This window comes from Saccharothrix xinjiangensis, assembly GCF_039527585.1.
Classification (GTDB): domain Bacteria; phylum Actinomycetota; class Actinomycetes; order Mycobacteriales; family Pseudonocardiaceae; genus Actinosynnema; species Actinosynnema xinjiangensis.
The window spans coordinates 49924-62819 of the sequence record NZ_BAAAKE010000011.1; the positions used below are offsets into that span (position 1 = coordinate 49924).

Annotated in this window: 6 protein-coding genes; 1 reads left to right on the forward strand and 5 read right to left on the reverse strand. The window is 73.1% G+C overall.

Features of this window, described 5'->3' with window-relative positions:
* Nucleotides 1–8 precede the first annotated feature (8 nt).
* The 3 genes from ABD223_RS22640 to ABD223_RS22650 form a co-directional block, all read right to left on the reverse strand.
* Entirely contained in the window at nucleotides 9–7673 is a 7665-nt protein-coding gene (locus ABD223_RS22640) for an amino acid adenylation domain-containing protein (RefSeq protein ID WP_425564008.1), read from the reverse strand.
* A gap of 98 nt (nucleotides 7674–7771) precedes the next feature.
* Nucleotides 7772–9046 carry a serine hydrolase domain-containing protein gene (locus tag ABD223_RS22645; RefSeq protein ID WP_344038389.1) on the reverse strand — a complete coding sequence of 425 codons (1275 nt, stop codon included), beginning with the start codon at nucleotides 9044–9046 and terminating at the stop codon, nucleotides 7772–7774.
* Nucleotides 9047–9477: 431 nt separating this feature from the next.
* Entirely contained in the window at nucleotides 9478–10095 is a 618-nt protein-coding gene (locus ABD223_RS22650; protein WP_344038390.1) for a GTP pyrophosphokinase, read from the reverse strand.
* Between the two features lie 177 nt (nucleotides 10096–10272).
* On the opposite strand from ABD223_RS22650, the gene ABD223_RS22655 reads away from it, so the two are divergent.
* Entirely contained in the window at nucleotides 10273–11202 is a 930-nt protein-coding gene (locus tag ABD223_RS22655; RefSeq protein WP_344038391.1) for an EamA family transporter, read from the forward strand.
* Nucleotides 11203–11394: 192 nt separating this feature from the next.
* On the opposite strand, the gene ABD223_RS22660 is transcribed toward ABD223_RS22655, so the two are convergent.
* A complete protein-coding gene (locus tag ABD223_RS22660; RefSeq protein ID WP_344038392.1) occupies nucleotides 11395–11892 on the reverse strand; it encodes an ATP-binding protein in 498 nt (165 codons plus the stop codon).
* A 421-nt stretch (nucleotides 11893–12313) separates the two neighbouring features.
* On the reverse strand, nucleotides 12314–12853 hold the full coding sequence (locus tag ABD223_RS22665) for a YceI family protein (protein WP_344038393.1): 540 nt from the start codon (nucleotides 12851–12853) through the stop codon (nucleotides 12314–12316).
* Nucleotides 12854–12896: the final 43 nt, after the last annotated feature.

The following is a 12896-nucleotide window of genomic DNA, read 5'->3' on the forward strand; positions in this document are numbered from 1 at the left end:
CTTGGCGGTCACGCTTCCGTGTCGGCGAGGGCTTCGAGGTCCGCCAGCACCAGCTCCTCGACCAGGTCGGCGAGGGCGGCCACGGTGCGGGCGGTGAGGACGTCACGAGGGGACAGGTCGACGTCGAACGCCGCCTTGGTGCGGGAGGTGATGTGCAGGCTGCGGATCGAGTCGCCGCCGAGCGCGAAGAAGCTGTCCTCCACGCCGATCCGCTCGACCCCGAGCACGTCGGCCCAGATGTCGGCGAGGGCGACCTCGGTCTCGGTGCGGGGTGCCACGTAGTCGGTGGAGGTGACCGCGTCGCGCTCGGGCGCGGGGAGCGCGACGCGGTCCAGCTTGCCGTTCGCGGTCAACGGCAGTTTCTCCAGTGCGACGAACGCCGCCGGGACCATGTGGTCGGGCAGGACCCTGGTCGTGTGCTCGCGCAGCTCCGTTGCCGTAGTCGGCTTGTCCGGCACGAAGTACGCCACCAAGCGGTGCTCGTTCACCACTACAACGACCTGGGACACGTGGGGATGCGCCCGCAGGGCCGCTTCGACCTCACCGAGTTCGACCCGGAACCCGCGAACCTTCACCTGTTGGTCCGCTCGGCCCAGGTAGTCGAGCTTCCCATCACCCCAGCGGGCGAGGTCGCCGCTGCGGTACATGCGCTCGCCGGGCTCGCCGAACGGGTTGGCGACGAACCGCGAGGCGGTCAGGCCGGGCCGGTTGAGGTAGCCCCGGGCCAGGCCCGCGCCGGCCACGTACATCTCGCCGACCACGCCGGGCGGAACCGGTTTCAGGTCTTCGTCGAGCACGTAGACGCGGAGGTCGGGGATGGGGACGCCGATGGTGCCGTCGGCGTGGGTCCAGGTGACGTGGACGGTGGTCTCGGTGATGCCGTACATGTTGATCAACGCGCCGGGCCCGCGCCACGACTCCACCTTGCGCACGTCCAGCGCCTCGCCGCCGAAGACCACGTACCGCACCGACGGCAGCTCGGGAGCCTCGGCCAGCAGCTGGTAGAACGCCGACGGCGTCTGGTTGAGCACGGTCACGCCCTCGTCGACGACCAGGCGCGCGAAGTCCCGCGGCGAGCGGGTGACCTCGAACGGCACCACGACGAGCCGCCCGCCGTGGAGCAGCGGTCCCCACAGCTCCCAGACGGAGAAGTCGAAGGCGTAGCTGTGGAACAGGGTCCACACGTCGTCCGGGCCGAAGCCGAACCACTGGTCCGTCCGGGTCAACAGGCGCACGACGTTGGCGTGGGGGATGACCACGCCCTTGGGCTTGCCGGTCGAACCCGACGTGTAGATCACGTAGGCGGTGTTCTCCGGGTGCAGCGGCACGTCCGGCGCGGTGGCGGGCAGCCCGGTGAGGTCCGGCAGCGCGTCCAGCGTCAGGACCGGCCGCGAGTCCTCGATGACGTAGGCGACGCGGTCGGCGGGGTAGTCGGGGTCGATCGGCAGGTATGCCGCGCCCGACTTGAGCACGCCCAGCACCGCGACGACCAGGTCGAGGGAGCGCGGGAACTTGAGCGCCACCAGGGTTTCCGGTCCGGCGCCGGCGGCCACGAGGTGGTGGGCGAGCCGGTTGGCCCGCTCGTCCAGCTCCCGGTAGCTCAGCGTCTCACCGGCGCAGGTCACGGCGGGCGCGTCGGGCGCGAGCGCGGCCTGGGAGGCGAACAGCGACGGGATGGTGTCGTCCACGGCCCCGTCCGCCGTGCCGTTCCAGTCGACGAGCACCTGGCGCACCTCGGCGTCGGACAGCCACGGCACCTCGGCCACCGGCCGGTCCGGGTCCGCGACCAGCTCCACCAGCAGGGTCCGCAGCCGCCGCGCCAGCCGCTCGACGGTCGCCACGTCGAACATCGCCGGCTCGTAGCCCAGCAGGACGCCCAGCCGCTCCTCCGGGTAGACCGTGGCGCTGAGCGGGAAGCTGGTGCTCTCCACCGCGGACAGCTCGCGCAGGCCCATGCCCTCGGCCAGGTCGGCCGGGTAGTTCTCGAACACCACCACGCTGTCGAACAGGTTCGTGCCGCGCTCCACCCCGCTCCACGCCTGGAGCGAGGTCAGCGGCACGTGCTCGAACCGCCGCGACTCGACCTGGGCGTCCTGGAGGTCGCGCAGCCACGCCGCGACGGGGGCCGCGCCGTCCACCACGACCCGGACCGGCAGGGTGTTGATGAAGATGCCGGTGATGTCGTCCACGCCGGGCAGGTCGGCGGGCCGGCCGGAGACCGTCGCGCCGAAGCACACGTCGCGCCGCCCGCCGGAGCGGGCCAGCAGCAGCGCCCACGCGGCCTGCACGATCGCGCTCGGCGTGACGCGGTGCTCGCGGGCGAACCCGTACAGCCGCGCCGACTCCTCCACGGTCAGCTCCAACGGGAGCCGCCGCGACGACGTGCCGTGCTCGGCGGGGCGGTCGGCGGGCAGCGGCGTCGGCGAGTCGAAGTCGCCCAGCGCGCGCCGCCAGTGCGCCTCGGCCGCCGCGCCGTCCTGCTCGGCGAGCCACGCCACGTAGTCGCGGAACGGGCGGCGCTCGGGCAGCTCGCCCCGGTCGAGCACGTCGGACAGCACGTGGAAGACGCTCCAGCCGTCCAGCAGCACGTGGTGGAAGGTCCACAGCACCTGCACGGTGGTCGGCGACAGCCGGGCGACGGTCAGCCGCATCAGCGGCGCGACGGCCAGGTCGAGGCCCCGTTCGCGGTCCTCCGCCAGCAGCTCGCGCAGCCGCCCGGCGCGACCGGCCTCGTCGAGGCCGCTCCAGTCCAGGAACGCGACCGGCACCTCGGCGCGCTCGTGCACCACCTGGAGCGGTTCGGCCACGCCCTCCCACAGCACGCTCGACCGCAGCGCCGGTGTCCGGTCGACCACCCGCTGCCAGGCGCCGGCGAACGCGGCCGAGTCGGTCACCCCGTCCACCACGAACGTGGTCTGCTGGAAGTAGACGCCCTTCTCGCCGAGGCCGTGGAACACCATGCCGGCCTGCATCGGGGTCAGCGGGTAGGCGTCCTCGCCGTCGATCCGGTCCACCTGCTCCTGGGTGAGCCGCGCCAGCGGGAAGTCGCTCGGCGTGCGACCGCCCGCGCCCGGCTCGGCGCAGTGCGCCGCGATGCCGCGCAGCGCGGCGGCGAACCCGTCGGCCAGGGACCGGACGGTGGCCTCGTCGTGGGCCTGGTCGCTGTAGAAGAAGGTGAACTCCAGGCGGTCGCCGCGCACCTGGCCGACCACGTCCAGCAGGTGCGGGCGCGGCGCGGCCGGGTCGGCGGACAGCTCGAGGTCGCGCTGGTCCTCGGCGAACCGACCCAGGTAGTTGAAGCTCACGTCCGGGTCGCAGGCGGGCGCGGTGCGGGCCAGGTGGCGCAGCGCGCCGTAGCCGATGCCGCGCCGGGGCACCGCGCGGAGCTGCTCCTTCACCGACTTCAGCGCCGCGCCCCAACCACTGGTGGGCACGTCCAGCGCCACCGGGAAGACCGTGGTGAACCAACCGACCGTGCGGGACAGGTCCACGTCGGCGAACAGCTCCTCGCGGCCGTGGCCCTCCAGGTCCAGCACGACGCGGTCGCGGCCGGTCCAGTCGGCCAGCGCGCGGCCGAGCGCGGTCAGCAGCACGTCGTTGACCTGCGTCCGGTACACCGGCGGCACGTCGCGCAGCAGCGCCGCGGTCTCCTCGGCGGTGAACCGCACGGCGACCTCGCGCTGCGAGCCGACGGTGTTGGGCCCCCGCCGGTCGCGGGGCACGGCGGTCGGGGTCCCCGCCACCGCGCCCCAGTGCGCCAGCTCGTCGTCGAACCCGCTCGTGGCGTGCTCGGCGAGCCTGGCCGCCCAGTCGCGGAAGGAGGTCGTCTTCCGCCCGAGGTGGACCTTGCGGCCCTCGCGGGCCTGGCGGTACGCCGTGGCCAGGTCCTCCACCAGCACCCGCCAGGACACGCCGTCGACCACGAGGTGGTGCGCGGTGAGCCGGACCGACCGGTCGCCGACCACCTCGGCGCGCAGCAGCGGGCCCGTGGCGAGGTCGAAGCGGTCCAGGGCGAGCGGGTCGACGTCACCGACCGGCGCGACGACCTGGAGGTCGCCCTCGAACCCGGTGCGCAGCGCGTCGTGGTGCGCGACCAGCGCCCGGAGCGCCGTGCGCAGGGACGGCACGTGCAGCTCGTCGAGGTCCACCACCACGGACTGGTCGAAGTGCTCGGGCCGCACGGTGTGGCCGTGCAGGAACCAGCGCTGGATCGGGGTGAGCGGCGCGTCGCCGGTGACCGGGCCCTGGTCCGCGGTGGGCGGCAGGTCGCGGGTCACGTGCGGCGCGATCGCGGCGATGGTCTGGTGGGCGAAGATGTCCCGCGAGGTGAGCACCAGGCCCGCCCGCCGGGCGCGGGTGACCACCTGGATGCCCAGGATCGAGTCGCCGCCCAGGGCGAAGAAGTTGTCCCGCACGCCGACCCGGGCCGCGCCCAGCACCTCGGCGAACACGTCCGCCAGCACCGCCTCGACCGGCGTGCGCGGCGCGACGTAGCGCACCTCGGCGCGTTCCGCGGGCGGCGCGGGCAGGTCGTCCCGGTCGAGCCGGTTGAGCCCGACGAACGCGGTGGGCACGGCGTGCGCGGGCAGCACCTGCTCCAGGAAACCGCGCAGCACGGCCGGGTTCACCGCGGGCACGGTGTAGGCGACCAGCCGCCGGTCGACCAGGGCCACGGCCGCGTCGAGCACGTCGTCGTGCTCCCTCAGCACGCGCTCCACCTCGCCGAGGTCGACGCGCAGGCCGCGCACGCGGACCGAGCCGTCCCCCGGGCCGTCCAGGTCCAGGTCGGCCAGCTCGGCCAGGCCGCGCAGCGGGCGGTCCGGGTCCTCGACCACCAGGCGCAGCAGGGTCTCCAGGTCCGCGCCCAGGGCCTCGACGGTCGCCGTGTCGAACAGGTCGGTGCTGTGCTCCAGGGTCAGCGCCAGCGAGCCGTCCTCGCGCGGCCAGAACTCCACCACCAGGTCGAACCGCGCCACCGGGCGCGGCAGGTCGTGCTCGGCGACGGTCAGCTCGCCGAACCGGCCGTCGCGCACCAGCGGCTGCTGGAGCGCCACCACGGCCTGCACCAGCGGCGTGCGGCCGGGGTCCGGGTCGAGCCGCAGCTCCTCGACGACCCGGTCGAAGGGCACGTCGTCGTGCGCGAACGCGTCCAGCGCGGTGCCGCGCACCTGGTCCAGGAACCCGGTGAACGGCAGGTCCGGGTCCACCCACGAGCGCAGCACCAGGGTGCGGACGAAGAACCCGACCGCGCGCTCCAGGTCCGCGCGGTCCCGGCCGGAGCTGACCGTGCCGACCGCGATGTCCCGCTGCCGGGAGCGCGCGGACAGCAGCACCTGCACCGCGGCGGTGAGGGTCATGAACAGCGTCGCGTCGTGGGCCCGGCCGACGCCCGCGAGGCGGTCGACCAGCTCCCGGTCCAGGGGGCGGCGCACGACCGCGCCGCGGGTGGTGCGCAGCGGCGGGCGGGGCCGGTCGGTGGGCAGGTCCAGCGCCTCGACGCCGGCCAGCCGGTCGCGCCACCAGGCCACGTCGCCGTCGGGGTTGCCCCGGTCCCACACCGCGAAGTCCGGGTACTGCACGGCCGGGTCCGCGGGCCGCCCGCCCGCGTACAGCTCGGCCAGCTCCTCCACCAGCACCTGCACCGACCAGCCGTCGGTGACGATGTGGTGCTGCGCCAGGACCAGCAGGTGCTCGTCGGGGCCCAGCGGCGCGAGCACGGCCCGCGTGAGGGGCCCGCGGCGCAGGTCGAACGGCTCGTCCAGGCCGAGTTCGCCCTGGTCGGGGTCCGCGGTCGGGGTCGGCAGCACGCGCAGCGGGATCGTGCCGCCGGGCGCGACGACCTGCACCGGCTCGTCGCCCACCACGTCGAAGGTGGTGCGCAGGGCGTCGTGCCGGTCGACCAGCGCGTCCAGGGCGGCGGCCAGGCGCGGCACGTCCAGCGGCCCGGTCAGCCTCAGGCCCACCGCGGTGTTCTGCTCGGCGGTGCCGTCGAGCGAGAACAGCCGCCGCTGGGCCGGCGACAGCGGCAGGGGTTCGCCGCGCGGCGCCCGGGGGATGGGCGCGCACCGGTCCACGGGCAGCGCCCGCGCCAGCTCGGCGACCGTGCGGTGGTCGAACATCGCCCGCACCGGCAGCCCGCCCAGCCGCGACAGCGCGCGCACGGCCAGGATCGAGTCGCCGCCCAGGGCGAAGAAGTCGTCGTGCGCGCCGACCAGCGGCACGCCCAGCACCTCCGACCACACCTCCGCGACGCGCCGCTCGGCCGGGGTGCGCGGCTCGGCGTGGCCCCTGCCCGGGTGGCCCGCGGGCGCCTCGCCGACGACGGGCGCGGGCAGCGCGCCGCGGTCCAGCTTGCCGTTGGGGCTCATCGGGAACGCGTCCAGCGCGACGAACGCGGACGGCACCAGGTAGTCGGGCAGGCTCGCGGCCAGGTGCTCGCGCAGCCCCTCCGTCGCGCCGACGACGTAGGCCACGAGCCGCTTGGGCTCGTCCCGGGCGACCACCAGCGCCTGCTCGACGGCCGGGTGCTCGCGCAGCAGCGCCTCGATCTCGCCGGGCTCGACCCGGAAGCCGCGGATCTTGACCTGGTGGTCGGCGCGGCCGACGAACTCCAGCTGCCCGTCCTCGCGGGTGCGCACCACGTCGCCGGTCCGGTACATGCGGGCGCCCGGCGCGCCGAACGGGTCGGCCACGAACCGCTGCGCGGTCAGCCCGGCCCGGCCCAGGTAACCGCGGGCCAGGCCGAGGCCCGTGACGTACAGCTCGCCCTCGGCGGCGGGTCTGAGGTCGTCGTCCAGCACGCGCACCTCGGTGCCCGGGACGGGCCTGCCGATCGGGGGCGTGCCGCCGGGGGTCAGCGGCTCGCTCCACGAGGTGACCACGGTGGACTCGGTCGGCCCGTAGGCGTTGATCATGCGGCGGCCCGGCGCCCACCGCTCCACCAGGTCGGGCGAGCACGCGTCGCCGCCGACGATCAGCGTGCGGAAGGTCGGCAGCGGCACGTCCGGCACGGTCGCCATGGCCACCGGCGGGATGAGCGCGTGCGTGACGCCGAACGCGTCGACCACCTCGGCCAGCTGCTCGCCCAGCAGCGGCCCCGGCGGCGGCACGACCAGCGCCGCGCCCGCCGGCAGGGCCATGCACAGCTCCAGCACCGACGCGTCGAAGCTCGGTGAGGAGAACTGGAGCACCCGGTCGCCGGGCCGCACGTCGAAGTGCCCGATCTCGGCCTCGGCGAACGCGGGCAGGCCGCGGTGGGTGACCACCACGCCCTTGGGGCGGCCGGTCGACCCGGACGTGTAGATCACGTACGCCGGGTCGTCCGGCCGGATGTCCACCTCGGGCGCGGTGCTCGGCTGGTCGGCGGTGTCCAGCGGCCCGTCCAGCACCAGCAGCGGGTCCGCGTCGGCGATCATGAAGGCGATCCGCTCGGCCGGGTAGGCCGGGTCGATCGGCAGGTAGGCCGCGCCCGCCTTCAGCACGGCCAGCCGCGCCACCACGATCTCCACCGATCGCGGCATGGCCAGCGCCACGACCCGTTCCCGACGCGCGCCCTCGGCGATGAGCAGGTGGGCGAGCCGGTTGGCCCGCTCGTCCAGCTCCCGGTAGGTCACCGCCCCCTCGGCCGACACCACTGCCGCCGCGTCGGGTGTGCGCAAGGCCTGCGCGGCCACCATTGCCGGCAGGTTTTGGGCGTGCGTCATCGCGAGAAGTGCCTTTCTGGTCAAACGGGCGCGCAGTACCCGCTTCTATGAGGGCCTAAACGTGATTTTCAGACCATTTCCGAGATGTGCTTGCGAGCCAGTCGGCCGCCGATCTGGATCCACTGGATGCTGCCGTCGCCGGGGTCCCGCAGGAAACGCCCGGTCTGGTTGGTGTCGCCCGTGTCGGAATCCCGCATGGCGAACACCAGGCCGTCGAACAAGGACAGGTCGGCGAACGGCTCGCCGTCCACGGTGAGCGCCAGCCGCTCCCGGTCCACGGCCCGCACGGCGTATTCGACGTCCCCGTTGCGGAAGCTGCCCGTGCAGCCCCGGGGCGGCGGGATGCGGTGGTTCAGGTTGCGCATTCCGTCGTAATCGCCCACCGGCAGACCGGCGTCGGCCAATTCCGGGACCAGGTCGCGCCACAGGGCGAAGCCGCTGCTCGCGTCGGTGGTCAGGGCCACCGCGGTGCCGTCCTCGGGGTTGATCCGCAGGTGGCAGGAGGTGCCGTCGGCGGTGCCGTCGTGGCCCACCCAGCGCACCCCGTCCCGCTGGAACAGCGCGAGCCCGAGGCCCCACCCGTCGGCCATGCCGAACGGCTCGGCGTGCCGCACGGGCGCGCGCATCAGTTCGAGTTCGTCGGGGTCGATCAGGTGTGGCGCGGCGCCGCCCAGCATGCGGCCGAAGGTCACCAGGTCGGTCGCGCTGACCGCCAGGGCGCCCGCCGGCGCGTCGACCAGGGCCAGCGACTGCTCGACCGGGACCGCGCGACCCGTGCCCGCGTTCACGGCGTGGCCGGGGGCGACGCCGGCGCCGGCGCCCGGGCCGGCGGTGAACCGCGGCCGGATGCCCAGCGGGCGGAGCAGGACCGCGTCCACGGCCTCCCACCAGGACATGCCGGTAGCCACCTCGATGAGGTGGCCGACCAGGGAGTAGCCGATGTTGGAGTAGGAGAAGCCCTCGCCGGGCGGGTGCAGCAGGTCCAGGTCGCGGACCGCCTGCTCCACGTGGCGGCGCAGCGAGGTGGTGCGCACGTCCTCCGGGTCCGACGGCAGGCCGCCGGTGTGGCTGAGGAGGTGGCGGAGGGTCAGCTCGTCCTCCACCGAGGGGAGGTGGTCGGACAGCGGCGCGTCGAGGTCGAGGTCGCCGTCGGAGACCAGGGCCATGGCGACGGTCGCGGTGAACGTCTTGGTGATGGAGCCGACGGGAACCGCCGCGTCGCCGGGCAGGCCGACCTCGTGGGTCCAGGTCCGGCCGGCGCGGTGCACGGCGAACTGGAGGCCGGGCACGCCGTGGGCACGGGCGAGTGCCGCTAATCGAGCGGAGATCTTCTGGGTGTCCATCCTGATCCTCTGAGAATGAGCCAGGCCGGCTGCAGACCCAACGTTGACTGTCGTTACCGGATCGTCGCGACCGCCGAACGGAGCATTTACGTAAATGTCGCGGGTAATTTCGCCGCCGGGTAACAGCACGTTCGGTGAAGTGTTGTGCGTTTCACTCGATCGGTCGGTTTGGACTGGCCAGTCTCGTAAAGGAAGCCCAGTATGCGAGGGTTATTCGCAGTCGCGTGGCAACGGTTGCAGGGGGCGTAAGCTGTCCACCCAGCGGGCACGTGAAGTTCATTCTGCCCTAATTGGACTGCTTCTCCAAAAAATTCTCCCGAGGGCCGTAACCACGTCCCGGAAGCGTCGTTTGTGGCTACCGCCCCGTAGCGTTGAACACGTCGGTCGCGGTGCGTGTTCGAAATGTACCGGCGCGTCACGGGGCGCGGGCGTCAGTCGTCCCGCTGGACCTCCAGGTGCAGCGCCTCCATGCGGGCGTCCAACTCGGCCGCGATGGCGGCGGTGTTGGTCAGCTCCTCCACGAAGCCGGCGGGCACCTGGTCGTCGTACTTGTAGTACAGCTTGTGCTCCAGCGTGGCCCAGAAGTCCATGGCGATGGTCCGCAGCTGCACCTCGACCTTGACGTGCTCCACCCGGTCGGACAAGAACACCGGGATGCGCACGATCAGGTGCAGGCTGCGGTAGCCGTTGGGCTTGGGCTCGGCGACGTAGTCCTTCGTCCTGAGGATCTCCAGGTCGCTCTGGCGGGCCAGCATGTCGCGCACCCGGTACACGTCGGAGACGAAGGGGCAGACCACGCGCACGCCCGCCACGTCGTCCAGGTGCTCGGCGGCCAGCGCCAGGTCGGCGGGCAGGCCCTTGCGCCGGAGCTTGTCCAGGATCGCGTCGGGCCGCTTGACGCGCTGGGTGACGTGCTCGATGGGGTCGTGGCGGTGGACGAGGTCGAACTCCTCGCTGAGGATGCGGAGCTTCGTCATGAGCTCCTCGACCGCGAACTTGTGCACCACCAGAGACCGCCGCAGCAAGTCGTCCGCCACGCCGACGTCCATGATCCCCAGGGTACCGCCGTCCGGGTTCGGTAAGATGCGGATCGTGAACACCCACTGGCATGTGGTCCTGCCCCCGCCGTGCTCCTGACCGGGCGCGCCACCACCGGCTGATCTTCACCGGCTGACCACCACCGGCTGATCCTTACCGGCTGATCTTCACCAGTTGGTCTCCACCGGTTGGTCTTCACCACCGGCACCTGCTCGGCAGTGCCGCGCCCGTTCGCGCCCACCTACCCGGTCTTCCCGCGAACGGAGATCCCGTTGTCGACCCTTGCCGTACGAGCACGTCCTCGTTTCACCACCGGCCCGCTGCCGATCCTGGCGGCGTGCCTGCTGTGGGGCACCACAGGCACCGCCAGTTCCTTCGCACCGGCCTCGGCGCCCGCCGCGGCCGTCGGCGCGGCCGGCCTGGTGCTCGGCGGGCTGCTGCTGTTCCTGACCGCGCGCGGCGCGCGATCGGTGCTGCGCACCGCGGACCGGCGGCTGCTGCTGCTCGGCGCGGTGACCGTGGCGGGCTACGTGCTGGCGTTCTACCCGGCGGTGGAGCGCACCGGTGTGGCGGTGGCCACCACCGTGGCGCTGGCGACCGCGCCGATCGTGCTGGGCGTGCGCACGCGCCCCCTGCTCACGTCGACCGCCGTCGCCGGCTGCGCGGCGCTCGTGCTGGGCGGCGGCGGCGCGCACGTAGACCTGGTCGGCGTGGCGCTGGCACTCGTGGCGGGCCTGTCCTACGCCGCGTACTCGGTGGTCTGCGCGCACCTGATCGGCCTGGGCCACCCGTCCCGGGCCGTGGTGGGCACGGTGTTCGGCGGCGCGTCCCTGCTCACAGCGCCGCTGCTGTGGTGGCTGGGCACGGGCTGGCTCGCCACCCCGGCGGGCCTGGGGGTGACGGCCCACCTGGCGCTGTTCACCACGTTCCTGGCCTACCTGCTGTTCGGCCTAGGCCTGCGGCACACCAGCGCCGCCACCGCGACGACCCTCACCCTGGCCGAACCCGCCGTGGCGGCCGTCCTGGGCGTGGTGGTCCTCCACGAACGCCTGCCACTGGCCTCCTGGTGCGGCCTGGCAGTCCTAACCCTGGCCCTGACAGCCCTAACCCGCCCCTGACCCCGCGAGTCGTACGTCCAGACCCACCGCGTCGTACGTCCAGGACCCCCGAGTTCAACGTTCAGGCTCGGCTCGACACCGCCGGCAGGTGGTGTGGCCTGACCCGAACGCGCAACTCACCTGTCCTGGACGTACGACACGCGGGTCTTGGACGTACGACTCGCGCGTCTTGTGGGTACGACTCGCGCGGGGTCAGTCGGTGCGGGCGCCGCCGCCCAGGCCGTAGAGGATGCGCTGGATGACCTCCGGGTCCACGTCCGGCTCGTCGCCCATCTGCTCGGCGGCGGGGGAGCGGCGCGGCTCGCGGCGCGGCAGCGGCACGGCCGAGGCGTCCATGCCCGACGGCAGCGGCAGCTCGCACCACGCCAGGTGGCCGCCCGCGGTGAGGTCGACCAGGCCCGCGCGCCCGCTCGCCAGCTCCGGCGGCAGCGCGACGCGGTTGCCCTCGACCTCCACCACCAGGTGGCTGCCCGACAGCCGCAGCCGGATCAGCAGGAAGCCCGGGGCGCGCCGGTCGGCGATCTCGACGGCCGCGCCGACCAGGCGGCGCACGGTCTGGGCGGCCTCGTCCTGCATGGCCCGCAGGCGCCACTCGCCCAGCGAGAAGCGCACGAACATGTCCGCGACGTTCACCGCGGTAGGCAGCGCGACGAGCCGAAGGTCGTCGACCTGTTCGGTTTTGGCGTTCACGCGGGTCCCTCCTCGCCTGCGTCCGGCGCGTGTTGCGCCAGATGGTGCCATGACGGCGTCCGTTGTCACCCACGTGGTCTACGACTGTGAGCGGACTGTGTCCAACTCCGGCTTCAAGACCTACTACGGGTGAACACGTGGCCCGGTTCACGTGCGGTCGTCGCGTCGAGGGACCGTATCGAAATGACTCTGCGGGGGGAACAGCGCCCCGATCGTGCAGACCTGGGTGCGCCAAGGCGCTCTGATCGTGCCGACCCGGCTGTGCCGAGGCGCTCTGATCGTGCCGACCCGGCTGTGCCGAGGCGCCCCGATCGTGCAGAACCGGTTGCGCCGAGGCGCCCCGATCGTGCAGAACCGGTTGCGCCGAGGGCCCGCCGGGTGCTCCGGCGGGCCCTCGGTTCACGCAGGGTTCAGCGGGGGTTCAGCCCTGCTTGGTGGCCTCGATCTCCAGCAGGATGGTGATCTTGTCGCCGACCACGGCGCCGGCCGGGCCGCCGGTCACGCCGAACTCCTTGCGGCTGATCTCGGTGGAGGCGGAGAAGCCCGCGACCTTGGCGCCCTCGAACCCGTCGCCGAAGCCGTTCACCTCCAGCTCCAGCGCCACGGCCTTGGTCACGCCGTGGAAGGACAGCTCGCCGTCCACCAGGAAGCCCTCGCCGTGCGCGCGCACGCCGGTGGAGGTGAAGGTCAGCTCCGGGTACTTCTCGACGTCCAGGAAGTCCTCGCCCCTGACGTGGGCGTCGCGCTGCTCGTTGCGCGTGTCGATCGACTTGGTGTCGATCTTGGCCGTGACCGTGGACTCCAGCGGGTTCTCGGCGGTCACGATGGTGCCCTCGAACGTGCCGAAGTGGCCGCGGACCTTGGACACACCCAGGTGGCGGACGACGAACGAGACGTCGGAGTGCACGGGGTCGATGGCCCACGTGCCGACGAGGTAGCCGGGGATCTGGGTCGAGGTCATGGTCGGTCCCTTGTGTCGATTGTCTTGGTTGAACTCTCAACAG

What these genes read in the sequence shown, in the direction of transcription:
- ABD223_RS22665 (WP_344038393.1), bottom strand. Translation starts at nt 12,853, where the DNA reads ATGACCTCGACCCAGATCCCCGGCTACCTCGTCGGCACGTGGGCCATC.
- ABD223_RS22650 (WP_344038390.1), bottom strand. Translation starts at nt 10,095, where the DNA reads ATGGACGTCGGCGTGGCGGACGACTTGCTGCGGCGGTCTCTGGTGGTG.
- ABD223_RS22645 (WP_344038389.1), bottom strand. Translation starts at nt 9,046, where the DNA reads ATGGACACCCAGAAGATCTCCGCTCGATTAGCGGCACTCGCCCGTGCC.